General features: G+C 64.2%; 16 protein-coding genes and 2 tRNA genes. 5 read left to right on the top strand and 13 right to left on the bottom strand.

Going from position 1 to position 23,832, the window contains the following annotated elements:
• Positions 1 to 3: 3 nt before the first annotated feature.
• From J8F10_RS01550 to J8F10_RS01540, 3 genes are all read right to left on the bottom strand, one after another.
• Complete coding sequence (locus tag J8F10_RS01550) at positions 4 to 1,143, bottom strand: glycosyltransferase (protein WP_210652016.1); 1,140 nt, start codon at positions 1,141 to 1,143, stop codon at positions 4 to 6.
• Positions 1,144 to 1,454: 311 nt separating this feature from the next.
• Positions 1,455 to 2,909 (bottom strand): DUF1501 domain-containing protein, encoded by a 1,455-nt coding sequence (locus J8F10_RS01545; protein ID WP_210652015.1) that lies wholly within the window; start codon positions 2,907 to 2,909, stop codon positions 1,455 to 1,457.
• A 45-nt stretch (positions 2,910 to 2,954) separates the two neighbouring features.
• The gene (locus J8F10_RS01540) at positions 2,955 to 6,068 is read right to left on the bottom strand and encodes a PSD1 and planctomycete cytochrome C domain-containing protein (RefSeq protein ID WP_210652013.1); all 3,114 of its coding nucleotides are present in this window, start codon (positions 6,066 to 6,068) and stop codon (positions 2,955 to 2,957) included.
• Positions 6,069 to 6,278: 210 nt separating this feature from the next.
• Here J8F10_RS01540 and J8F10_RS01535 point away from each other — a divergent pair, with 210 nt between their 5' ends.
• The gene (locus J8F10_RS01535) at positions 6,279 to 7,370 is read left to right on the top strand and encodes a transaldolase family protein (protein WP_210652011.1); all 1,092 of its coding nucleotides are present in this window, start codon (positions 6,279 to 6,281) and stop codon (positions 7,368 to 7,370) included.
• 62 nt (positions 7,371 to 7,432) lie between these two features.
• Here J8F10_RS01535 and J8F10_RS01530 read toward each other — a convergent pair.
• The 7 genes from J8F10_RS01530 to J8F10_RS01500 all read right to left on the bottom strand — a co-directional run bounded on the left by J8F10_RS01530 (position 7,433) and on the right by J8F10_RS01500 (position 13,301).
• Positions 7,433 to 7,501: transfer RNA gene (locus J8F10_RS01530), tRNA-Cys, on the bottom strand.
• Between the two features lie 16 nt (positions 7,502 to 7,517).
• Positions 7,518 to 7,784 carry a hypothetical protein gene (locus J8F10_RS01525; protein ID WP_210652010.1) on the bottom strand — a complete coding sequence of 89 codons (267 nt, stop codon included), beginning with the start codon at positions 7,782 to 7,784 and terminating at the stop codon, positions 7,518 to 7,520.
• A gap of 27 nt (positions 7,785 to 7,811) precedes the next feature.
• Positions 7,812 to 7,882 (bottom strand) — tRNA-Arg (locus J8F10_RS01520).
• 56 nt (positions 7,883 to 7,938) lie between these two features.
• A complete protein-coding gene (locus J8F10_RS01515) occupies positions 7,939 to 9,222 on the bottom strand; it encodes an RNA ligase family protein (protein WP_210652007.1) in 1,284 nt (427 codons plus the stop codon).
• A 58-nt stretch (positions 9,223 to 9,280) separates the two neighbouring features.
• Complete coding sequence (solA, locus tag J8F10_RS01510) at positions 9,281 to 10,411, bottom strand: N-methyl-L-tryptophan oxidase (protein ID WP_210652005.1); 1,131 nt, start codon at positions 10,409 to 10,411, stop codon at positions 9,281 to 9,283.
• A 438-nt stretch (positions 10,412 to 10,849) separates the two neighbouring features.
• Positions 10,850 to 12,832 (bottom strand): serine protease, encoded by a 1,983-nt coding sequence (locus J8F10_RS01505; protein WP_210652003.1) that lies wholly within the window; start codon positions 12,830 to 12,832, stop codon positions 10,850 to 10,852.
• A gap of 79 nt (positions 12,833 to 12,911) precedes the next feature.
• The gene (locus J8F10_RS01500; RefSeq protein WP_210652002.1) at positions 12,912 to 13,301 is read right to left on the bottom strand and encodes a hypothetical protein; all 390 of its coding nucleotides are present in this window, start codon (positions 13,299 to 13,301) and stop codon (positions 12,912 to 12,914) included.
• A gap of 117 nt (positions 13,302 to 13,418) precedes the next feature.
• On the opposite strand from J8F10_RS01500, the gene J8F10_RS01495 reads away from it, so the two are divergent.
• The 3 genes from J8F10_RS01495 (at position 13,419) to treZ (ending at position 20,036) form a co-directional block, all read left to right on the top strand.
• Entirely contained in the window at positions 13,419 to 14,849 is a 1,431-nt protein-coding gene (locus tag J8F10_RS01495; RefSeq protein WP_210652001.1) for a DUF1501 domain-containing protein, read from the top strand.
• Between the two features lie 460 nt (positions 14,850 to 15,309).
• The gene (gene treY, locus J8F10_RS01490; RefSeq protein WP_210652000.1) at positions 15,310 to 18,147 is read left to right on the top strand and encodes a malto-oligosyltrehalose synthase; all 2,838 of its coding nucleotides are present in this window, start codon (positions 15,310 to 15,312) and stop codon (positions 18,145 to 18,147) included.
• Between the two features lie 11 nt (positions 18,148 to 18,158).
• Positions 18,159 to 20,036: a malto-oligosyltrehalose trehalohydrolase gene (treZ, locus tag J8F10_RS01485; RefSeq protein ID WP_210651999.1), complete on the top strand. Its 1,878-nt coding sequence runs from the start codon at positions 18,159 to 18,161 to the stop codon at positions 20,034 to 20,036.
• A 156-nt stretch (positions 20,037 to 20,192) separates the two neighbouring features.
• Here treZ and hslU read toward each other — a convergent pair whose 3' ends face one another.
• From hslU to hslV, 3 genes are read right to left on the bottom strand one after another with little or no spacing between them, the layout of a single operon-like run.
• Positions 20,193 to 21,527 (bottom strand): ATP-dependent protease ATPase subunit HslU, encoded by a 1,335-nt coding sequence (gene hslU / locus J8F10_RS01480; RefSeq protein ID WP_210661704.1) that lies wholly within the window; start codon positions 21,525 to 21,527, stop codon positions 20,193 to 20,195.
• Between the two features lie 35 nt (positions 21,528 to 21,562).
• On the bottom strand, positions 21,563 to 22,390 hold the full coding sequence (locus J8F10_RS01475) for a TIGR02996 domain-containing protein (RefSeq protein WP_210651998.1): 828 nt from the start codon (positions 22,388 to 22,390) through the stop codon (positions 21,563 to 21,565).
• Positions 22,391 to 22,448: 58 nt separating this feature from the next.
• Complete coding sequence (gene hslV / locus J8F10_RS01470; RefSeq protein WP_210651997.1) at positions 22,449 to 22,997, bottom strand: ATP-dependent protease subunit HslV; 549 nt, start codon at positions 22,995 to 22,997, stop codon at positions 22,449 to 22,451.
• Between the two features lie 206 nt (positions 22,998 to 23,203).
• Between hslV and J8F10_RS01465 the strand changes: the two genes are divergently transcribed.
• On the top strand, positions 23,204 to 23,782 hold the full coding sequence (locus J8F10_RS01465) for a hypothetical protein (RefSeq protein ID WP_210651996.1): 579 nt from the start codon (positions 23,204 to 23,206) through the stop codon (positions 23,780 to 23,782).
• Positions 23,783 to 23,832: the final 50 nt, after the last annotated feature.

The raw sequence follows: 23,832 nt of genomic DNA, 5'->3' as shown, positions 1-23,832 counted from the left end.
TCCTCAAGCGACGACTTCGGCGGGTGTGGGACGCAAGGTGTTGAGTAATCGAAGGTACGCCGTCGCTTGTGCCTCAAAGGTGAACAGCTCGCGCATTCGGGCGCGCCCGGCGGCGCCGAAGCGGGCGCGGAGGGGCGCGTCGCGGAGCAGTTCACCGACTTTGTTCGCGAGGTCCGCCGGGGAACCCGGCGGGACGAGGAACCCATTGATGTTATCAGCTATGGCTTCGGGGGTACCGCCGACCGCGGTCGCGACGACCGGCACGCCCGCGGCGCTCGCCTCGAGCGCGACGTTGGGCAGGCCCTCGGTGTACGACGGCAGCACGACCACGTCGGCATTACTGATGAGCGCATCGAGATCGGTGCGGAAGCCCGGGAGCACGACGCGGCCGGTTAACCCGAGTTCCGCGATACGGTGCTCCAGTTCCCCGCGCAACTGGCCCTCGCCGAACAGCACCACACCGGTCGAGGGGCTCTCGGCAATAATCGATCGCGCGGCTTCGACCAGTACACCGAACCCCTTCTCGGGGCTGAACCGACCCGCACCGACAATGATCTGCGACACGCCCGTGTCGTGCCCGAAGAACCCGACCAGACGGGCACGCGCACCGGGGTCCACGCGCTCGAACGCGCCGAGCCGCGCGCTGTTACGGATCACGGTCAGGCGGTTCGAGGGGACGCGGCACCACCGCCGCACCTTCTCCGCTTGCCCCTCCGACACGCATACGACGTGGTCCATGAACTGCATGTGCCGGCGGTCGATCCACTCATAGGCCCGCACTTTGCGCGTTTCACCGGTCCACCCGCGCGACACCGCGACCGCGGGCACCCCCACGCGGCGCGCCGCGAGCCGACCGAGTACATGAGCCTTGTAGCCGTGACAGATGAGCACATCACACGCGGTGGCGCGGAGCAGTTCGGACACTTCACGAACGGCCGCGAACACCTTGGGAAAGTCGTTCTTGAGCGGAGCGGTCGCGAAACCGTGCGCGCGCACTTCGCTGAGGAACGCGCCACCGCGCCCGCCCTCGGAGAACGTACTGAACGTGGTGCGCACGAATTCGGGGAGCGCGAGCGCCAGCCCGAGCATCTGGCGCTCCGGGCCACCGAAGAACGTGCTGGCGGTAAGGTGAACGAGGTTCATTGTCCCGTGCGCATCCGTGCGGCAGGCGGGCGAGTCCGCTTAAGGGAGGAAGTGTAGAAGGTGCGCCGGTCCGTTGTCTACCCGACTTTTCACAGTTGTACGGACTGCAGTGAACACGCGGATTAAGAAGACTCTGATGAACCGGGTTGGCAACGCAAGATAGGCGCCCGCGCCAATGCACCGGCGCGAACCGCTCGGCCGTTTACGCGACGAGCCGGTGCCGCACGTCCATGTCGTCGAGCGGCACCCTTATCAAGGTCGTTCCGTGCCATCCTTCGCCGATGCACCGATCCCACCACCCACAGACACGCTCACGCGATCAAGTCCTTGATAACGTGCTGCTCCTCGACACCCGTGAGCCGCTGGTCGAGCCCCTGGAACTTGTACGTGAACTTCGCGTGATCGATCCCCATCAGGTGCAGAACGGTCGCGTTGATGTCGTTCACGTGGGCCGGCTTCTCGGTCACGTTGTAACTGAAGTCGTCAGTCTCGCCGTAGACCTGCCCGCCCTTGATCCCGCCACCGGCGAGCCACATACAGAAGTTCCGCGGGTGGTGGTCGCGGCCGTAGTTCGTCTTGGACAGCCCGCCCTGGCTATATACCGTGCGCCCGAACTCGCCGCCACAGACCACGAGCGTACTGTCGAGCAATCCCTTCTGCTTCAGATCCGCGAGCAGCGCGGCCGTCGGTTGGTCCGTGTCCTTGCACTGCGAACGGATCTCGCCGGGCAAATTACCGTGCTGGTCCCACCCGCGGTGAAGGATCTGCACCGCGCGCACCCCGCGCTCCACCAGTCGGCGTGCGAGGAGCGCGCTGGCCGCGAACGACCCGGGTTTCTTCACATCCGGACCGTACATTTCGAGCGTCTTCGCCGGTTCCTTCGAGAGGTCGGTGAGGTCGGGTACGCTCGTCTGCATCCGGAACGCCATCTCGTAGGCGGACGTCCGCGTGAGCGTCTCCGGGTCGCCGTACTTGTCGAAACTCTTCTTGTTCAGCGCGCCGAGCGTATCGAGCATCGCGCGGCGGCTCGCTTCGCTGACACCGTCGGGGTTCTGGACGTACAGAACCGGGTCGCCCACGCTACGAAGTGCGACGCCGCTGTACTTGCCCGGCAGGAACCCGCTGGCCCACATGCGCGAGAACAGCGCTTGTGCTGCAGCGCCGGAACTCCAGTACGGCGTAAACACCACGAACGCGGGCAGGTCGTTACTCGCGCTCCCCAACCCGTAGGACAGCCACGAGCCGATGCTCGGCTTGCCGGGCACTTCGCTCCCGGTCATCACGAACGTGCAGGCCGGGTCGTGGTTGATCGCGTTCGTGTGAACGGACTTCACGAGTGCGATCTCGTCGACCCACTTTGCGGTGTGCGGCAGTAGCTCACTTGCCCACATCCCGCACTTTCCGTGCTGCGAAAACTTGAACATTGAGGGCGCGACCGGCAGACGCGACTGCCCGCTGGTCATGGTGGTGATGCGCTGGCCCTTGCGGACGCTTTCCGGCAAGTCCTTGTCGAACTGGTCGATGAGTTTGGGCTTGTGGTCCCAGGTATCGAGCTGGCTCGGTCCGCCGTTCAGGTGGAGGTAAATAACGGCCTTGGCCTTCGGCGCGTGGTGCGGGAACCCCGGTAGCGGCGGGTGAACGGGAGCAACCGCCTTTGGTGCAGCGCCGTTCGCGCGGTTCCCCGCGAGTAGCGCCATCGCCAGCCCACCGATCTGTAACCCTGAGGTACCGAAGAACTGCCGGCGCGTAAGGTCGAGAGAGTGCATTCGAGTTCTCTTTGTTTTGTGAGGCGGACAGCGACGGCGTACCGACTAATTCCGCGTAACGGCTTCGTCCAAGTTCAGCACGAGGTTCGCGATCATCGTCCACACAGCGATATCCACATCTGACGCGACACCCTTCGGCTTCGATTCGCCCGCGAACACGACCTTCTTGGCCAGCTCCGGCTTCGCCGTAAATAGCTCGCGTTGCGTGGTGAGCGCCGCGGTGACGAGCTTGAGTTCGTCCGCGTCCGGCTTGCGGCTCAGCACGGCTCGGTAGAGGAACGTGACGCGATCCTCGGTTGTCTTTCCACCGTCGGCCAGCGCCAGTTCTGCGAGTGCGCGAGCGGCCTCGAAGTGCTGCACGTCGTTCATCAGTTGAAGTGCCTGGAGCGGCGTGTTGGTGCGGTCGCGACCAGCGCAGAGTTGCTCGCGGTTGGTCGCATCGAAATTCGTGAGGAACGGTGCCGGCGCGGTGCGCTTGATGAAGACGTAGAGGCTGCGCCGGTACAGCGCTTCGCCGTGATCCTGGAGGTAGTAGCGCGTGTTGCTGTCCGCGTAGCCGACCGGCTCCCAGATGTTCGGCGGTTGGTACGGGTTCACCCCGCGCCCGCCCATCTGGTTGCTCATCAACCCGCTTACAAACAGCGCGTTGTCGCGGAGCTGCTCGGCGTCGAGCCGGAACCGCGGTCCGCGTGACAGGAACCGGTTCGCCGGGTCTTTCGCACGCACATCGGCGGGCTGACTCGCGTCGCGCTTGAACGCATCGGTCATCACCAGGAGCTTCACGAGTTTCTTGGTGTCCCAATGGGACGCATACTCGCTCGCGAGCCAGTCGAGCAATTCCGGGTGACTCGGCGGTTCGCCCTGCGAACCGAAATCGGAACTCGTCTTCACGAGTCCGGTGCCGAAGAACTGCTGCCACAACCGATTCGCTGCCACACGAGCCGTGAGCGGGTTCTCCGGTGCGACGATCCAGTTCGCCAGATCGAGCCGAGTCGCACGCTTCTTGGGATCAGCCAGTTTCAGCGGTGGGAGCACGCCCGGCACACCGGGAACGACCTTGTCGCCCTTCTTGTCGTACTGACCGCGGAGCATCACGAACGAGTCACGCGGTACGGGCAAGTCGCGGAACACCATCGTGCCCGGAATCGCATCGGCCGCGATGAAGTGTTCGGCCCGCGCCTTCTCCCACTCCGTGCGGCGCTGATTCAGTTCTTCCGTGGCGGGGCGCGCGACGTGCGCGAGGTAAAACGCCTGCAATTTCGCGGCACCCGCCGGCGTGTGCGACTTTGCCGGGCCGTTGACTGCAATCGCGTTCAGATCCGTGGGTAGGTCGGGCGGAGCCTTCCCGTTCAGCGACTTCCACCACACTTGGAACGACGCCAGGGCATCGGTAGAAGGAACGCTCTGCCCTTTAAAGGCCACCGCATCCCAATAAACGACCCCACTGTGCTCCTGGAGCGTGAGCGACGAGACAGATTGGCTCTCTTTCAGGCCGAGATCAGCGAGGGTGATGCTCAATTTCACCCACTCACCCGCCTTTGGGAGTGCTCCGATTCGCGTTCCGAGGTTGCCAGGGGTCGAGTCGGTCCCCCACCAGAGTTTCTTGCCGCCCGAAAGTTGCAACGTGATCGCGCGGGGCGGCTGCTTGGGGTCGATGTAAACCCAGGCTTCCAGATTCGCAGTTCCAGGCACTCGGATCGCGTTTCGGAACTGAATCACGTCTTCGTGGAAGAACGTGTTCGCCTGCCTCAACACCCGGCGCCCGGAATGTGCCCGGAACGACGGATCGGTCACCCAATCGGCCGAATTGCGCGTCGTGTTCCGGTTCGTTGCGCCGGGCGGAAGTGCGTCATCGAACAGGACGTCGCGGACCTCAACGGGCTTCGCGGAAGTGGCCGTTGCGGGGTCGGTATATTTCGCCGACTCAGCCGCCTTTTCCAGTGCGACGCGGGCATCCTGCTCGGCTTTCGCTGCCACTTCGAGCGAGGTCTTTTGGGTCGGAGACGGCACTTTTACGAACGGACCGGTTGTACTGACGTTGCTATCGAGAGCGGGGTCCGCACCCGAGTAGAAGAACGCATACAGCGAGTAGTATTCTTTCGTCGAGATCGGATCGAACTTGTGGTCGTGACAGACCGCACAACCCGCAGTGAGCCCGAGAAACGCCTGTGTCGCGGTGGTGGCACGATCGACCGCGTTGCGGTACAGCCACTCCTCGTCGATGGACCCGCCCTCCCCCGTCGTCACGTTACACCGGCTGAACCCGGTCGCGGTGAGCTGGTCGCTCGTCGGGTTCGGGAGCAGATCCCCTGCGAGTTGGTAAACCGTGAACTTGTCGAACGGCAGATTCTCGTTGAAGGCCTTGACCACCCAGTCGCGGTACTTCCACATCAGCCGTTCGTTGTCGAGGTGCAGCCCGTGCGTGTCGGCGTACCGGGCCACATCGAGCCAGTGACGCGCCATTTCCTCGCCGAACCGCGGCGATGCGAGGTAGCGGTCCACCATCTTTTCGTAAGCATTCGGGGACTTGTCCGCGAGAAACTCGTCGAGTTCCTTGATCGTGGGCGGCAACCCGGTTAGCGCGAACGACACGCGGCGAATCAGCGTCTCGAGGTCCGCTGCCGGGGTCGGCTTCAGGCCCTCTTTCTGAAGCCGCGTGAGGAGAAACGCATCGATCGGGTTGCGCGTTTCGGGCGCCTTCTGGCGCTGAATCGTTTCAAAGGCCCAGTGCTTCTGGTACTTCGCCCCCTGGGAGATCCATAAGCGGAGCGTCTCCTTTTGGGCGTCAGTGAGTTTCTTGTTGCTGTGCGGAGGAGGCATCACGCTTTCGGCATCATCGGTCACGATCCGCTTCCAAACCTCGCTCTTCTTCGGGTCGCCGGGCTTGATCGGGAACGTGCCCTCGCGCTCCGCGAACGCACCTTCGGGGATGTCCAGGCGCAGTTTGGCCTTGCGCGACTTGGGATCGAACCCGTGACACGCGAAGCACGCATCCGAGAGAATCGGGCGCACGTCGCGGTTGAACTCGATCACGCGCTCGGGTGGTGCTGAGCCAGCGGCCGGTTTCGGCCCCTCCTGTGTTGGTGGGGCTGGAACGGGGTCCGCGCCGCGCACAGTGAGGAGGCACGAAAGAAGCGCGATCAGTGACAGGTGTTTCATGTCGCAAATGTCGGAAGAGGGCGCACCGGTGGTGGGAAGTTGATGGAAGCAGTTTCGGGGGCCGTTGTCAACAAAGAAGAAACCGAGTTGTTGTTCCGGTGGCATCGTTACAGGTAGACTGGCGCGAGTCGGTTCACCCGGATCACCCCTTCTTAGCTCGCGCGTTATCCTTAAGATTGCCTCCGACACGCACCCTCCCGGAGACTCGACATGACCCCGTTGCAGTCACTCGCCGCCACCGGCACCAAGTTGTGGCTCGATTCCGTTGACCCCGAGCTGATTAAGCTGAACCGGTCGCAGGGCGCCACGGGCGCGACCTCGAACCCGATCATCATCGCCGGGCTGCTCGAAGACAAGAAGAACCTGGACGCGGGCAAGCCCGGCCGGTTCGACGCCGACATGAAGACGTTCTTCGACCAGGGCCTCAACGACGAAGCCGTCGCGTGGGCCATGACCGACAAGCTGGTGAAGCAAGCACAGGACGTCTTTACGGACGTGTGGGCCAGCACGAGCGGGGACGACGGGTGGGTCAGCTTCGAGCTGGACCCGCTCCTCGAAGACAAGGCCCAAACGAAGAACACCGCGGAGCGCACGGAAGAATACATCCGCCTCGGGAAGAAGTGGGCCGCCGGGCACACGAACCGCATGATTAAAGTGCCGGCCACGCCGGGTGGTTTGGGGGCGATCGAAGAACTGGTCGCGTCCGGTGTTGCGGTCAACATCACGCTCATCTTCAGCGAACGGCAGTACAAGCTCGCCCAGCAAGCCGCGTGGCGCGGCGTCCAGCGGCGCAGCGACAAGCAGAACGTGAAGACCGTGTACAGCATCTTCGTGAGCCGCGTGGACGTGTACACCGAGGAACACGTTCCGGGCCTCTCGGCCGAGGCACAGGGCCAGGTGGGGATCGTGAACGCCAAACGGATCTGGAAGATGAACAAGGACTTCTGGGCCGACAAGGGACTGGCCCGGAAGCAAGAGCTGATCTTCGCCAGCACCGGCGCGAAGAAGACCGCGAAGAACCCCAACCCGGACCCGGTCAAGTACGTCGCCGCGTTCGCCGGGTCGGACATCGAAACGAACCCGCCGGAAACCAACGACGCGGTGGCGAAGACCAACCCGCCGCACGTGTTCACCCGGCTCGTCGATCAGTTGCCGCCGGCCGAAGTTCTGGCCGATATCGACGCCAAGGTCGACAACGCGAAGATGGAAGAAACGCTGATGTCCGAGGGGCTGGCCAAGTTCGCCGACCCGCACAAGAAGCTGATCGAATTGATCGGTAAGAAGCGCGCCGCACTGAAGTAATCGTGCGCAAACAACGACGGGGCGCGAGCCGAAGAATCGGCTCGCGCCCCGTCGTTATTGAGAGACGCCGTTGGGAGTTGAACCCACTCCGAACGCTTTGCAGGCGCCCGCCCGACCCGTCGGTCGGCGTCTTCGTTGCTCGGGCCGTCAACCCTTCGGGGCGGTCTCGGCGTCGCCGGTCGCTCGCAAGTGCGCCTTGCTCAACACGTGGAAGTCCGGCACCTGATCCGCTGGCAGCCGATTCTGACCGGCACCCGCAACGACCCAACCGTCGTCCCACACACCGTTTTCGCGCAACTTCACCACGCGCCCGGCCGTTGCATACGGCTCCGGAATCCACGACACCTGAACCCATTCGCCGTTTTCGACGCGCTTGACTAATCGGCACTGCCGATAGAACACGACCTTCGCCATTGCAATCTCCACTGACGCCCCGAACAGTGTCCCCGCCAGGAATCGAACCTGGTCCGCGACCTTCGCAGAGTCGCGTGCATCCACCACACCCCGAGGACGGGTACGCCAGAAGGGATGCGTGGCGGGAGCCCCAGGTTCGCGCAGCGCGGAAAACTCAGCGCTCGTCCGGCAAAGTTGCGACCGCGTCTTTTGCCTCGGCCAACGTGCGAGCGATTTGGCGCACAGCGGCCACATCGAGCCGCCCATCGAACGCGGCGAACAGCAGTGGCTTCAGCGGCATTTTCACGGCCCGTGCCGCGAAACACTTCCGCAAGAGTCGGTCATTCCCCGGGCCGGCTTCGGCCTCGGCTTCCTTGCGCACGACCGCGCCAACCGCCAGCCCCCAGTCGCGCAAGCGCGTGCAGTTCGCGATGTACTCCGCGAACACGTCGTAGTGCTCGCGGTAGAACCCGAGTACCTCTTCCGGAACTTGCTCGCGCCCGAGCGAGCGGAGGTGCGCTTCCACATCCGCCCAACCCGTCCAGTGCGGGTGCGCATCGATCATCTCGACGGTGCGGTCGTAAGTGCAGGTGACGACGAGCTTCAGCACGCGCAGGTAGTCCGGCCCTTTCACCTTCACGCGGTACACCACGCGGTGGCCGTGTTCGATGGTGATGACCGTCCCCTCTTGGTCCGTTCCCGCGATGATCGCCAGCAGGTTCTCGATCTGCTCACCGATGTTGTTTCCCGGCGGCGTGAACTCATCGACGTGCGCAAGTGCGTGGGCCGTTGCGAGTTCTTTCACCTCGGCGTAAGTGCGGTAACGGTGATCCGTGCGGTCGAAGCACGCGAGCAGCACCAAATCCTCGCGGTCACCGTAGTTGGTGATGACGCGCGTTTCCGGGTGAATGAACTCGAACACGAGCGTGGTGTTCTCGAACTCCGGCCGGGCCTCGCAGAGCGCCGGGTACTTCGCTTCCGCGAGTCGGCGCGCGGTGCCGAGGAAGTCGAACCCCACCGCGCGATCGGGCGCGTCCTCATCCTGGACGCCGTAGCACGGACCGCCCTCGATCATTCCGCGCGTCGTGAAGTACACGCGCCCGTCGTGCTGGAAGCGCTGCAGCAGCGTGCCATCGAGTTTGTGCAGGAAGTGCAGCCGGGCGTTTCCCGGTTCGGCGATGATCCCCGTGAGATCGGCCGCCGAAACGTTCTTCTCGCCGAGATTGTAAATCTTCACGAGCGGCAGTGACACCAGCTCGAACGGGTCGCGCCGGTATACGATGCCCTTCGCGAACAACTGGTGCGGCAACTGCGGCGTGAACAGCGCCCCGCCCGCGTTCGCGAGCACGAGCGCGCCGGACTGCCGCTTCACAAGAAGGGGGTCAGCGTCGATGGCGCGTAAAACGTCCGCGCCGTTCGTGCGTAACTCTTCGAGCAGGTGGTCGAGACGTAAGTTCATGTTGAGCGATCAGAAATAGCGATACGGATGCAACTGCGTTGAGTGAGACCGGAACGGATCAGCGGGTTCGGCGGGCCGAAAACAAGCTGATGTCGTGCTTCGTCGCTCCCCCATCCGCAAGGTCCGCGAGGATTTCGCCCACGGTCGGCGCGAACTTGAACCCGTGGCCCGAAAAGCCGCACGCGACACACACTTGCGGAAACTCGGGGTGCAGATCGATCACAAAGTGCCGGTCCGGGGTGACCGTGTACATGCACACCTGACCCTTCGTGAACGTGCCCAATCCGGGGAGCATTGTCGTCAGATTCTCGCGCATCACATCCACATCGGCAGAGTTCACGTCCCACTCCACGCCGTCCGGGTCGGGAAGCTCCGAGGCACCGTAGTGCCGCGCCACTTTCGCGCCGAACGCATCGATCGCAGGAAGCCCATAAAACGGCACGCCGGGCACGTCCGCAATGAAGATCGGGAACCGGTCGCGTCGGAATAGTTCTGGGCGCTGACCTGCGGCGAACCAGAGCAACACTTGTCGCATCACGCGGAGCGGAACGCCCACGCTCGCGAGCAACTTCGTCGCCCACGCCCCGGCCGTCACAACAAGTTTTGCAGCACGATACGTTCCACGATCCGTCGTCACTTCGACGCCGTCACCAACCACCTTCCACGCGCGAACGGCTTCTTCGGGGTGGATCTCGGCGCCAAAAGAAATCGCACTGTCGATATGCGATCGAACGCACTCCTCCACGAACAAGAAGCCCGCAGCTTGCTCCACGACGCCCGTGAAATCGCCCGGGAATCGAAACGCCGGGTACCGCCGGTTGATCTCGTCGCCGGTCAGTTCTTCGGCCGCGAGGTTGTGAGTGCGCACCGATGCACGAACGCCCTCAACGTGTTCGCTCCCCGGCGGCCCGGCGTTCAGACACGGGCACTCCGTCAGCAAATGGCGACCGGTGAGTTGTTCCAGTTCGTACCACTTCTCGAACGCGCGCCGCGCCAGCGGGACGTAACTCGGGTGCTCGGCATACGCGGTGCGAATAATGCGCGTGTGCCCGTGCGAACTGCCGCGTGCGTGTACGAGCGGGAACTGCTCCAAGCCCAGCACGCGGCGGCCCCGGCGCGCCAACTCGAAGCACGCGGCGGACCCCATCCCGCCCACGCCCAGCACGATCACATCGAACGATTGAGACATCGACCATCCCTCAACTCGCTCACAACACCTTGCTACCGAACCGACTGTTTCGGGCCTCAAGAATTGGGACCAAGAGTCATTCTAAACCCGGCCTACACGTCCTGTGCCCCGTCCCCAACCGCAGGGTAACATTTGCTAACATTTTTGGCCCCGGAGGGCGTCTCACTGCGAAATCGTCGCACCAACTTCTGACATCTCAACGAGTTACGATCCCGTCCGCCCTCTTGATTCTCTCTGCGGCCGCTAACATTGGCTAACAATCGCCTAAAAACCTGCAGTTTCCGCCTAGCTCCGGGCCGATTTCGACTAACAACCGGCTAACAGTCCCGCCAGAACACTCCCCTTCTCAGTCGTAGCCCGCGGCCGCACTCACAAATTATACACTAGTGAACACAAGAATACAAACAATTTATCCCGTTCGGCTCGCGCTCCGAAGCGTCATTTCAACGCGGCTGCGCCATCTCTCAGGAGCTTCAGGCGCATCAAATCGTCTTTCGCAGCACTGGCGGATTTGAGGAGTTCCGCGAGCGCGGCTTTCGCCTTCGGGTCGCGTGTGCCCTTCTCTGTCGCGGCGAGCGCCTTCACGAACCACTCCGACACAATACCGGGCGAATCGGGAAACTTCTGTTCCAGTGCGTCGGCGTGCTCGGTCATCAACTTCGCGACCGCCTTGAGCCGCCCCGAATCGGCGCGAACCGCGTCGCCGAGCGCGGCCGCAGCTTTCATATCATCGCCGAGTCCCAGGAACGCGCGAGCCAATCCTTCGCGTGCTTCCGTGTCCGCGGGGTACACGTCGAGCACGCGATCCAGATCACCGCGCGCTTTGCGAAAATCCTTCACCGCAACCGCGAGTGCCGCTCGGCGCACAAGAATGTCGCGGTGAAACGGCCCCTTCTCGATTGCCACATCCAGTTCTGCCAGCGCCGCATCCGGCTCGAACATGAGCGCCCGGTTGAGGTGTGCGTCCCCACAGCCAACATCGAGTGCCACAGCGTCGTCGCAATCCCGCTTCGCCTCTGCGAACCGGCCCGCAACACGGTGCTGTTCAGCACGACGGCCCAATCCGCGTGCGAGCAGTCTCGCCTGTTGCACCGGGATCGCCTCAATGCGCGCGATTAACCCAGCAAGCGTCCGGGCGGGCCGATCGCGCAGTGCGGTATCCAGAAAAGCGCGAATCTCATCCGTCGTCGCTGCATACCCGACTTGCTGCGCGCTTTCGCGAGTCGCCAGCACGCCAACGAGTTCCCCGCGGGCATTGACCAACGGCCCGCCCGGTGAACCACCCTGCGCCGGGAGCTGGCCCACGAGCGCATTAACAGCGGGCGCCTTGTCTCCGACATCAAACGCCACGCGCCCGCGTTGCCGAACGGAGCCGTTCGCGTACACCCACGCGAACTCCAACCCGCCGGGGTGACTCATCGCGTGGAGCGCATCGCCCGGGTTCGGTACATTCGTCGCAAGCGGAAGTGGCTTCATTTGATCCGAACCCGAATCGAGCCGGATGAGCGCCAGGTCGCGTGCCGAATCGCATGCGAGCACACGTCCGCTGCGCCACGCGGCCCGAAGGTGTAGCGCGAGCGGGTCGCGGTAGGCGCTGCGTTCGCTCACCCACCGGTCGCCGTCACGCAGCGGAAGTGCAACGCCGACGCGGTCCGTCGCGGTTAATCCGCGTGCGCAGGTGAGTACCAGGTCTTTCTCGATCAGTACACCGGCAACGTGAACGTCGGTCGCCGTGGGCCGAACCCACACCGTCGCGCGTATCAGGGCTTCGGCAATTGAAGCCGGTTCAGCAACCTTGACCGGATCGGGAGGCTTGTTCAGGAAGGCGCGAATGTCGGTCGCCGAGATCACGATGGCCGCGAGCGGACACGATCGCCGAAGAGCACAGTCCATGCCCACAACTTCGCCGGCCGCATTGAACACCGGTCCGCCGGAATCGCCCTCTTCGATCGGGAATTGGGCGATGATCGCGTTCGCACCAAGCGCGAGTTTCTTCCCGCGCCAGAAGTATCCGTCTGTGAGTGTGCCGCAAACCCGCAGTGGGCCGGTGGTCATGTTCCACGCGGTATCAAGGTCGAGCCTGTGGCCGATTACGCGGAGCAGATCGCCCGGTTGCGGCGGTTGTGTAGAAAACGTGACGGCTTTCGTGCCTGGGGGAAGTGACTCGAGTTCGACGAGCGCGAGGTCGAGTTCGTCCGAGGCCTTCAGCACGGTCCCGCTGACGAACAGCCCGCGCTCGCGGAGCGCGGGTCGATTGCGAAGGTACTCGCGGCGGTCCGTAACGAGTTCGCCATCGCGGTACCAGGGGAGGAAAACATCGACCTTCTTGCGGTCCGCGACGACGTGCCGACAGGTGACGAGCAGGCGCTTCTGAACATCGACGACGAACCCGCTCCCCGCCCCATCGTTCTCCGCTCGCACCCACGCACACGACGCCGGTGGCGCATTTACGGGTGCGGCACTGAGAACAAGAGCAAGCGCGAAAAGCATGCACTCCAGATTAGCCGATCTTCGGCTTCACGGCGAACACCGGCGCGAAGTGCGAGCGGTAGGCCCACACCAGGAAGAAGCACAAGCCGGTCAGCACCACGCCGAGCGCCGGCTGACCCACGAGGAACAAATCGAAGAGGGCAATGTTCACCGCAACCGGCGTCGCGATCACCAAACCCAGCGGCACCAATCGACCGGACAGGATCAGCGCCCCGCCGACCACTTCCAGCACCTTCACCACCTTCATATAGCCGGAGGTGCTCAGCACAGTCGCGAACTGCGTCGCGTCCGGCGGGAGTTCCGGTGTAGGCATTTGGAGAAAATGCACAAAGTAATCCAGTCCCAACACGAAGAACGGCAGCCCGACCAACACGCGCGCGACGAGTACGGCCCAAAACATGGCAAGCTCCACGGTTGATGTTTGAAGATCGATCACTCGTTTGATGTGAACTGTTCGTGGATACCACATGCACAGCACGTCCTTGCAGCACTTCTGCGCTGCGGGTACGCTGGCACCATGAACACGCACTTTCCTCTCGCTTCGTCGCGTCGCGAGTTCCTGCTCCGCTCCGGCGGCGGGCTGGGCGGTATCGCGCTGAACTGGCTCTTGCAGCAGGAGGCGCGCGGGACCGACGGCCCGCGCGCCGGGGGCAATCCGCTCGCGGAGAAGAAGCCGCACTTCCCGGCGTCGGCGAAGCGCGTCGTCTTCATGTTCATGGTCGGCGGGCCGAGCCAGATGGACCTGTTCGACCCCAAGCCCGCGCTCGCGAAGTGGGCCGGCAAGCCGCTCCCGGAATCGACCGGGCGGCCCAAGAGCCAGTTCACCACCGGGAAGGAAGTGATCCTGCCGAGCACGCGGAAGTTCGCCAAGCGCGGCAAAAGCGGGACCGAGATTTCCGACCTCATGCCGCACCTCGCGACCTGTGCCGACGACATCTGCTTTCTGCGTTCGTGCTGGTGCAGCAACACCGTTCACGCCCCGGCGATGTACGAACTGCACAGCGGGCGCACGCTGATGGGCTGGCCGAGCCTCGGTAGCTGGGTGACGTATGGCCTCGGCAGTGTGAGCGAGAATCTCCCGGCGTACTGCGTGATGCCGCAGCCGGAGGGCGTACCCGAGGGCGGCGCGCCGTGTTGGTCGGGCGCGTTCCTCCCCCCGGTCTACCAGGGCACGCTGTTGCGGCGCGGACCGAACCCGATCATCAACTTGAAGCCGCCCACCGACACGAGCGCCGAGCAGAATCGCAGGGCGTTCGATCTCGTGCAGAAGCTCAACGCGGCGCAATCGATCGGCGACCCGGAGTTGGAAGCGCGGGCTTCTAGCTACGAACTCGCCTTCAAGATGCAGAAGGAAGCGCCGGACGCGGTCGATCTCGCGAAGGAAACGGAAGCGACCAAAAATGCCTACGGCTTGAACAACAAGGCGACGGCCGATTTCGGGACGCGCCTCCTCCTCACCCGGCGCCTCCTGGAACGCGGCGTCCGGTTCGTGACGGTTTACAGTGGTGGCGGGCCGGTGGTGGTGCAGTGGGACGCGCACGACGACATCAACGCGAACCACGAGAAGATGTGCGGGCACACCGATCAGCCGATCGCCGCGTTCCTCAAAGACTTGAAGCAGCGCGGGATGCTGAAGGACACGCTCGTGGTCTGGTGCAGCGAGTTCGGGCGCACCCCGAACAGCCAGGGCGGAAAGGGCCGCGACCACAACCCGCTCGGCTACACGATGTGGCTCGCGGGCGGCGGGGCGAAGGGCGGAACCGTCGTCGGGTCCACGGACGAGTTCGGGCTCAAGACCGAGGACGACCCGATTTCGGTGAACGACTTCCACGCCACGATTCTGCACCTGCTGGGGCTCGATCACGAGAAGCTGACGTTCCGCCACAGCGGGCGCGACGAGCGCCTCACCGACGTCGGCGGCACGGTGATCGATAAGGCCGTGGAGTGAAAAGCCGAAAAGCCCGCGAAGCCGAGACGTTAAGAGCAATTTGACAGGATTTAAGATTTCGGATTTCGACATCATCAGAAAAAGAACCAGCGCCGCGGATAACGCGGATAAACGCTGATCCGAAAAAATTCCGGCACCCAACGCTTCACACGTTCTTGGGTTCTCTAATCTCGGACCTGCGTTTATCTGCGTTATCCGCGGCGCTGGTTCTTCAGTTCCCGCTGCCCAATCTGACCGAATGACCTTTCGGTGCGTGTTCAGTTTTCGTCCAAGCGGCCGGAGTCCCTTCCGTTTCGTCCGATAACACAAATCGCGATCATCGCTCTGGCGCGGACTCGATACGGGCGCGCAACTTGCAACCTTTAGGGTCATGGCAGCTTAAACGGTGCGAGCGCGCGCTGAATAAGGCAGAATGGCGCCTCCGACTACGATCGACGACGATTTAAAACGAAACGACCCAATGACTTCCACGCAACCGCCGGCGAACGCGGCCCGCACGCCCGGGTCCACGTATCGGCTCCAGTTTCACGCTGACTTCACACTTCGCGACGCGCTCGCGATCGTGCCGTACCTGCGCGCGCTCGGGGTCACGCACCTGTATGCCTCACCCATCCTGAAGGCGCGCCCTGGGAGCACACACGGCTACGACGTCATCGACCACGCCGTACTGAACCCCGAAGTCGGAACGGAAGACGACCTCGCGGCACTCGGAGCCGCCCTGCGCGAGCGCGGCATGGGGCTCCTTCTCGATGCGGTGCCGAACCACATGTGCGTGGCGGCCGGGAACGCGTGGTGGGCGGACCTGCTCGAACACGGTCAGGCGTCGCGGTTCGCGGGGCACTTCGACATCGCGTGGGACGATTCGCCGCGCCCGCAGATGCACGGCCGGTTGCTGCTCCCCGTATTGGGCGACCAGTACGGGGCCGTGCTCGAATCCGGACAGTTCGCGCCCGCGTTCGAGAACGGCGGGTTCGTCGTCCGCGTTCACGACAACCACCTCCCGCTCGATCCGCGCACCTACGACCGCGTGCTCGCGCCGGCGGCCGCTCTTGTGCGCGAGCAGTGCGGCGCTGAGCACCCCTCCGCGATACAGTTGGCGAGCGTCCTCCACGCGGTGAAGAACTTGCCCGCCCGTACCGAGGCGGACCCGGCGCGGATCGCCGAGCGGCGCGTCGAAGTGGTCGCGATCCGGCGCCGGTTGTCGGAACTCGCCGAGCGGTTCCCGGAAGCGGCCGATGCGGTCAAAACCGTACTCGTCGCGCTCGCGGGAAAAGCCGGCGACCCGGCGAGCTTCGCCGCGCTCGACGAGCTCCTCGAAGCGCAAGCGTACCGCCCGTGCTTCTGGCGCGTCGCGTCCGACGAGATCAACTACCGCCGGTTCTTCGACGTGAACGACCTCGCCGCGCTCAGTACCGAGCACGCGGAGGTGTTCGACGCGGTCCACGCGACCTGGTTCCGCTGGGTGCGGTCCGGGCTCGCGGACGGGCTCCGCATCGACCACCCGGACGGGCTGTTCGACCCCAAAGAGTACCTCGACCGGCTCCAGTCCGCGTGCGGCGGGGAAGAACCGCTGTACGTCGTTGTGGAGAAGATCCTCGGCGACGGCGAAACGCTCCCCACGGACTGGGCGTGTGCCGGAACGACCGGCTACGAGTTCATTCACGCGATCAACGGCTTGTTCGTTGACCGCGCGGGAGAAGGTCCGCTCACGGCGTTCTACCAGCAGTTCACCGGGCTCGATGACCCGTGGGCCGAGATGGTGTACCGCGGAAAGCGGCAGGTCTCGCAATCGTCGCTCGCGAGCGAACTGAACGCGCTCGCGCACCAGCTCGACCGTGTCGCGCGCCTCGACCGGCGCAGCCGCGACTTCACGCTCAACGGCATCCGCAAGGCGCTGCGCGAAGTGATCGCGTGCTTCCCCGTGTACCGGTCATACGTCACCGACGCCGTGACCGACACCGACAAGGCCGTTGTCGGGAAGGCGACGCGCTGGGCGTACCGGCGGAACCCCCTTCTGGGCAAGGCGGTGTTCGACTTCATTCGCGACACCGTGCTCCTGAAGGATTCGCCCAGCGGCCCGGCTTCGTCCGAGTACCGCGCCCTCCAACGGAGCTTTGCCGGTAAGTTCCAGCAGGTCACGTCACCGGTCGCGGCGAAGGGCGTGGAGGACACCGCGTTCTACGTGTACAACCGGCTGACTTCACTCAACGAAGTGGGCGGCGAGCCGGGGCGGTTCGGGTGGAAGCCGGACGCGGTCCACACCTTCCTCGCCGCTCGCGCCCCAGCGCCCGGCGGGTTATCGCCGCTGTCCACGCACGACACCAAGCGCGGCGAAGACGTGCGGGCGCGGATCAGCGTTCTGTCCGAGATCCCGAACGAATGGGCCGAGCGCGTGACGCACTGGTCCGAGTTGAATCGCGCGCACAAAATTGATGTTGATGGCGCACTCGCCCCGGACGCGAACGAAGAGTACCTCCTGTACCAAACGCTCGTCGGCGCGTGGCCGGGTTCCGAAGAGGGCGCGTCGGACTCGTTCCGCCAGCGGATTCGCGAGTACATGCGGAAGGGACTGGCGGAGGCGAAAGTTCACACGAGTTGGATCAACCCGAACCCGGAGTACGAAACCGCGATCGCGACGTTCATCGACCGCGTACTGGACACGGATTCGTCCGGCGCGTTCCTCCGCGACTTGGGCGCGTTTGCCGCGCGAGTCGCGGGATTCGGACGTATCAACTCGCTGGCACAAACGCTGATCCGCTGCACGGCCCCCGGGGTGCCGGACACGTACCAGGGAACGGAGTCGTGGGATTTCTCGCTCGTGGACCCGGACAACCGCAGGCCGGTCGATTACGATGCACGCGCGGAGTGGTTGCGCGACGTTGATGCGCGAATCACTACGAACAGCGCCCTGAACCGCCTCGCGCGCGAACTCGCTGAGAACCTCGCCGATCCACGCGCGAAACTGTTTGTGACCGCTCTCGCACTGCGCTCCCGGCGCGAGTGGCCGGACGTCTTCGCCCGCGGCGAGTACGTTCCGCTCGCCGTAACCGGCGAGCACGCGGACCGGGTGTTCGCATTCCTCCGCACGGCCGGTGGGCGCGCGGCGGCCGCGATTGTCCCGCGCCTCCCGACCGGTCAGAGTTCGTGGGGCGACACCGCGTTGTCATTCCCGGAAGCGTTCGCGGGGGTGCGGTGGGAGAACGTGTTTACGGGTGAAGTGGTGGAACCGCGTGCCGGTTCTCTGCCGGTGGGGGCAGCGCTGGGAGCGTTTCCCGTGGCGCTGCTCCGGTCCGTGTGATGAGGAAAGCGATGTCGTCAATTGAGTACGTTCGGCGGTACCCGGTGGGTGCGGAAGTCACACGCGAGGGGACGCACTTTCGCGTCTGGGCACCGATCCGCTCGCGCGTGGAAGTGGTCCTCGAAGGCGGGCCGAACCTGGAACTGAGCGCCGAGGGCGGCGGATACTTCTCCGGGTTCGCGCCCGCGTTGGGCGACGGCACGCGGTACCGGTTCCGGCTCGACGGTGGGCAGTCGCTCTACCCCGATCCGGCCGCGCGGTTCCAACCACAAGGCCCCCACGGACCGTCACAGGTCGTTGACCCGACGCGGTTCGGGTGGGACGACGTTCACTGGCCCGGCGTGCCCGCCGAGGGCCAGGTGCTCTACGAGATGCACATCGGCACGTACACGCCCGAGGGCACGTTCGCGGCCGCGGCGGCGCGCTTGCCCGAACTCGCACAGCTCGGCATCACCGCCATCGAAGTCATGCCGGTGGCCGACTTCCCCGGACGGTTCGGGTGGGGCTACGACGGCACCTGCCTCTTCTCCCCCACGCGGCTCTACGGAACCCCGGACGACTTCCGCCGGTTCGTGAACGCGGCCCACGCGAACGGTCTCGGGGTCATACTCGACGTGGTCTACAACCACTTCGGCCCGGACGGGAACTACATCCGCGAGTTCGCCCCGGCGTTCCTCAGCACGATCCACAAGACCGAGTGGGGCGAACCGTTCAACTTCGACGGCGCGGACTCCGGCCCCGTGCGCGAGTTCTTCATCGCGAACGCCGCGTATTGGATCGAAGAGTACCACATTGACGGACTGCGGTTGGACGCGACGCAAGCGATCTTCGACGACTCGCCGACGCACATCCTCACGGAGATCGCGCGCCGGGTGCGGGAAGCGGCCCGCGGGCGCGCGACTTTCCTGATGGGCGAGAACGAACCGCAGGACGCGAACCTCGTCCGCGGGTGCGAGAACGGCGGGTGCGGGCTGGACGCGATCTGGAACGACGACCTGCACCACTCCGCGCGTGTGGCCCTCAGCGGCAAGAACGAGGGGTACTTCATGGACTACCGCGGCACGCCGCAGGAGTTCGTGAGCGCGGCGAAGTGGGGGTTCTTGTACCAGGGTCAGCAGTACCGGTGGCACAACCGGCGCCGCGGGCGCCCGGCGTTCGACATCCCGCGCCACCGGTTCGTCGCGTTCCTGGAGAACCACGATCAGGTGGCGAATTCCGGGCGCGGCTTCCGCGTGAACCAGATGACCAGCCCGGCGCGGTTCCGCGCGATGACCGCGTACCTGCTGCTCATCCCCGCAACACCACTGTTGTTCCAGGGGCAAGAGTACGCGAGCACCAAGCCGTTCCTGTTCTTCGCCGATCACCATCCGGAACTCGCAGCGGCCGTCTTCAACGGGCGTCGGGACAGTATGCGCCGGTTCCGCAGCCAAGCCGGTGTGGAGGGGATGAGTCTGGTCCCGGACCCGGCCGACATGAAGACGTTCGAGCGGTCCAAACTGGATCGAGCGGAGCGCGACTCGCGCCCGGAGTGGCTCGCCCTGCACCACGACTTACTGGCACTACGCAAGATCGATCCCGCGTTCCGCACGAAGGTCATGGACGGTGCGATACTCGGGCCGGAAGCGTTCGTGTTGCGGTTCTTCGTGCCCGGCGATCAGGACCGGCTGCTGGTCGTGAACCTCGGGCGCGATTTGCGCCTGGACCCGGCCCCGGAACCGCTGCTCGCACCGCCGGAGGCGCACTCACACTGGTACCCGATCTGGTCGAGCGAAGACCCGAAGTACGGCGGGCACGGCACGGCCCCGCTCGACACGGACGATAACTGGTGGGTTCCGGGCGAGGCCGCGGTCGTACTCGCGGCCCGGTCGCGCGACGCCGAGAACAAGTGACAAAGGCGAACGGCCGGCGTGAGCCGGCTGGTGGCGTGGCAAGTCACAACACAGTTGGATCTTTCTACCCCGAAGGGGTTGGACATCTCAGCCCAGGGTCGATCGCGACGCGAGCGCCCCTGGGGAATCTTCACGCCGGCCGGCCACCCGCACGCATCACAAGATGAACTTGCTCAGGTCTTCGCGCTGCATGATCGGGCCGAGCTTGTCGCGGACGAACTTGCCGTCAATTACTACTCGCTTGTCGGCCAGATCCGGCCCGTTGAAACTCACCTCTTCCACGACCTTCTCGATGACCGTGTGGAGCCGGCGCGCGCCGATGTTCTGGTTCGAGCGGTTCACATCGAACGCGATATCGGCCAGGGCCTCCAACCCGTCGCGGGTGAACTCCAGGTCCACGCCCTCGGTCTTGAGCAGTTCCGCGTACTGCTTCGGGAGCGCGTGCTTCGGCTCCGTGAGCACGCGGAGGAAGTCCGCTTTCGTGAGGTCGGTGAGTTCCACGCGGATCGGGAACCGCCCTTGCAGTTCGGGCATCAGGTCCGCGGGCTTCGATACGTGGAACGCCCCGGCCGCGATGAACAGGATGTGGTCCGTGCGCACCGGGCCGTGCTTCGTGTTCACGGTGGTGCCCTCGACCACGGGGAGCAGGTCGCGCTGCACGCCCTGGCGCGACACGTCCGGTCCGCTGCCCGCCGACGGGCCGCACACTTTGTCGATTTCGTCGAGGAACACGATGCCGTGGTTCTCGACGCGATCCACCGCTTGCTCGACCACCGCGGCGCGGTCGATGAGCAGCTCGGTTTCCTGTTCGACGAGTACCTTGCGCGCGTCCTTCACCGGGAGCTGGCGCGGTTGGGCGTTCTTGGGCATCATCTTGTCGAACATGCCCTGCAAATCGACGTCCATGTTCTCCATGCCGAGGTTGGAGAAGATTTGCACCGGCGTGGCCTTCTGCTCCACGGTCAGTTCCACCACGCGGTCTTCGAGTTCGCCGGCTTCGAGTTTCGCCTTCATCTTGTCGCGCGTGCGCTGGCGGCGCTCGAGTTCCTCTTTCTCCTGCTCCGGTTCCCACGGGGTGTTCTTTGGCATCGGCACGAGCAGATCGAGCAGGCGCTCGGTGACCTTCTCCTGTGCCTTCTCGCGCACGGTGACGCGCATCTCCTGGCGCACGAGGCCGATCGCGGCTTCGGTCAGGTCGCGGATGATGCTCTCCACGTCGCGCCCGACGTACCCGACCTCGGTAAACTTGGTCGCTTCGACCTTGATGAACGGCGCGCCCACGAGTGACGCCAGGCGCCGGGCGATCTCGGTTTTGCCGACACCGGTCGGTCCGATGAGGATAATGTTCTTGGGCGTAACGTCGGCGCGTAAGTCGGCCGGCAACTGCTGCCGGCGCCAGCGGTTACGGATCGCGACCGCGACCGCCTTCTTCGCGGCCGCCTGCCCAACAATGTACTTGTCCAACTCGGCCACGATCTGCTTCGGGGTCATTGAATCAGCCACGGTCTATCTCCGGTCTCGCGTCACTACTGGTCCGCAACGCTTTTGCGTAATGGAGCGTCGCTTCCGAATCGGGCGACGACAAGATTAATCAGTTCTCTGTTTTCGGGCGTGTCGCCGTTCGCCAGGGACAGTTTTTTGACCCCGGTCAGGTGCGGCGAGCGAAGGATTGCCAGTTGCCCGTCGGATGTGGTCATCCGATTGCCTGACAGGTCAAGAATCGTCAGGGCTGTCAAGTTCGAGCAATTGGCGAGAGCGAGCAGGTGTTCATCCTCCAGCGCGATGGCCGTTGCGGAAAACTCGCGCAGCCCAGAGAGATGCGGCGAGTGTATCAACGCCTCCCAATCATCTAAAGAGAGGCAGACACGGTGGCTACCGTTGAAGCAAAGAGAGCAGAGCCTTGCGAGTTCGGGCATTGCGGTGAGCTTTTGGATACCGTCAAGGAGAAAATATTCCGGCGAGATCGTCAGCTTGCACACCGGCAACCGGGCGAAAAGGACTCTCCCTTCGGCGACAAAATCCTCCACGTTCCTGTAGGCAGCTTTTGTGAGCAATCCGCGCTCGAATCCGGCACACTCCCACGACAAGGGTGCTACTTTCAAGCCGACCTTTTTGATCCAAGCTTCGCCACGCGCGCCTTCGAGTCCGAGGAGCCGGGCGCGTAATTCTTTCCACCCTTCTGCCCCTTCGGACATCAGGGATAACTTGATCGAGGCACGAATGAACTGCGCTTGTCCTCCGTCGCCGTTCTCCTGGAGCCAGTCGGCGTAGACGAGGCGCGGGGTGTCTTCGTCCGGCTCCGCGACGATCGCGGCCAGGAGTGCGGCTTGTTCGTCGGGGATCGGGGCGGACATCACACCAGTTCCTGCACACCGCCCGGCGCGGCCAGTGGCGACTTTACGACATTCGACCTTACGACTTGAGACCTTCAAGTTCCTGTACATCAATGTTACGGTTCGTGTAGATGCACAGGTCGCCGGCGATCTCCAGCCCGGCGCGCACCAATTCGGCCGGCTTCAGTTGCGTGTGCGCCATCAGCGCGCGGGCCGCAGCCAGTGCGTAGGGGCCGCCGGACCCGATCGCCAGAACGTTGTCGGTCGGGGCGATCACGTCGCCCGTTCCGCTCACGAGCAGCAGGTGTTCACGGTCGAGGACCACGAGCATCGCTTCGAGCCGACGCAGGACACGGTCCGTTCGCCATTCCTTCGCCAGTTCGGTCGCGGCCTTTGGCACGGAGCCCTGGAAATCGCGGAGTTTCTGCTCGAAACGGTCGAGCAGGCTGAATGCGTCCGCCGCGGCGCCCGCGAACCCGGCGAGCACCTGCCCGTCGTACAACTTGCGGACCTTGCGGGCGTCGGCCTTCATGACGATGTTGCCGAGCGTAACTTGGCCGTCGCCGCCGATCGCGGCCCCGGCGGAAGTTCTGACAGCCAAAATAGTTGTAGCGCGAAGTCGGGACACGTTAAGATTGCTCCGGGTGCGGCGAATACAACTCAGGCCCACACAAACGACGGGACGGCAACGGGGCCTCATCCTCGCGATGCGTTCAGGATATGATACGGGTCGCAAAACCCGGAGCGATTTGCCGCCGCACGCGGCACGCGGTGAGATAGAATGCGACAGGCTCTCGACGAGTCGTTCGACCGTCGCGACCTTGAGGAGTTCCGATGATTCAGGTTGTCGGCGGCCTCGGTTCCGTTTTCGCCGTGCTGGTGTGCGGGCTGATCGCCCTCCCGGTCTCGGCGCAGCCCAAGAAAAAGGAGCCGGTGAAGAAGCCCGGCGCGCTGCACGTGTACGACGGCGGATCGCTGTTTACTAACAGCGCCATCGATAAGGCGAAGGCCGCGATGGGCAAGACGGTGTTCGAGCGCGAAACGGCGCTGACAGTTGAAACGTTCGCGACGATCCCGAAAGACAAAACCGCCCCGGAAAAGGGCGAAGAGGCCAAATTCTTCACGAACTGGGCGAAGTCCGAAGCGGCACTGGATAAAGCGAAAGGCGTCTACGTTCTCGTGTGCCGTAGCCCCGGGTACGTGACCGTGATTGTGGACAAGGCGGCGCGCGACCGCGGGTTCACCAACGAGAACGAGCAGAAGCTCCGCGACATCCTACTGGCGTCGTTCAGAGAAGCGGGCCAGGCGAAGAAGGACGGGAAGTCCGACGAGGAGCAGTTCAAGATCCGAGACAAGGCCCTTTCGGGTGCCGCCGATTACGTGTCGAGCGTCCTGAAGGGAACGGCCAAGTAAGTAGAATGTGATCTGGAGCTTGTGGCCGGTTGCTTGCCATGCACCGCCCG

Source organism: Gemmata palustris (genome assembly GCF_017939745.1).
Lineage (GTDB): Bacteria > Planctomycetota > Planctomycetia > Gemmatales > Gemmataceae > Gemmata > Gemmata palustris.
Note: the sequence above shows the minus strand (reverse complement) of the source record. Positions and strands in the feature narration are given on the sequence as shown.

Coding starts and splice junctions, on each gene's coding strand:
- J8F10_RS01550 (WP_210652016.1), bottom strand. CDS start 1,143: ATGAACCTCGTTCACCTTACCGCCAGCACGTTCTTCGGTGGCCCGGAG.
- J8F10_RS01545 (WP_210652015.1), bottom strand. CDS start 2,909: ATGCACTCTCTCGACCTTACGCGCCGGCAGTTCTTCGGTACCTCAGGG.
- J8F10_RS01540 (WP_210652013.1), bottom strand. CDS start 6,068: ATGAAACACCTGTCACTGATCGCGCTTCTTTCGTGCCTCCTCACTGTG.
- J8F10_RS01535 (WP_210652011.1), top strand. CDS start 6,279: ATGACCCCGTTGCAGTCACTCGCCGCCACCGGCACCAAGTTGTGGCTC.
- J8F10_RS01525 (WP_210652010.1), bottom strand. CDS start 7,784: ATGGCGAAGGTCGTGTTCTATCGGCAGTGCCGATTAGTCAAGCGCGTC.
- J8F10_RS01515 (WP_210652007.1), bottom strand. CDS start 9,222: ATGAACTTACGTCTCGACCACCTGCTCGAAGAGTTACGCACGAACGGC.
- solA (WP_210652005.1), bottom strand. CDS start 10,411: ATGTCTCAATCGTTCGATGTGATCGTGCTGGGCGTGGGCGGGATGGGG.
- J8F10_RS01500 (WP_210652002.1), bottom strand. CDS start 13,301: ATGTTTTGGGCCGTACTCGTCGCGCGCGTGTTGGTCGGGCTGCCGTTC.
- J8F10_RS01495 (WP_210652001.1), top strand. CDS start 13,419: ATGAACACGCACTTTCCTCTCGCTTCGTCGCGTCGCGAGTTCCTGCTC.
- treY (WP_210652000.1), top strand. CDS start 15,310: ATGACTTCCACGCAACCGCCGGCGAACGCGGCCCGCACGCCCGGGTCC.
- treZ (WP_210651999.1), top strand. CDS start 18,159: ATGTCGTCAATTGAGTACGTTCGGCGGTACCCGGTGGGTGCGGAAGTC.
- hslU (WP_210661704.1), bottom strand. CDS start 21,527: ATGACCCCGAAGCAGATCGTGGCCGAGTTGGACAAGTACATTGTTGGG.
- J8F10_RS01475 (WP_210651998.1), bottom strand. CDS start 22,390: ATGTCCGCCCCGATCCCCGACGAACAAGCCGCACTCCTGGCCGCGATC.
- J8F10_RS01465 (WP_210651996.1), top strand. CDS start 23,204: ATGATTCAGGTTGTCGGCGGCCTCGGTTCCGTTTTCGCCGTGCTGGTG.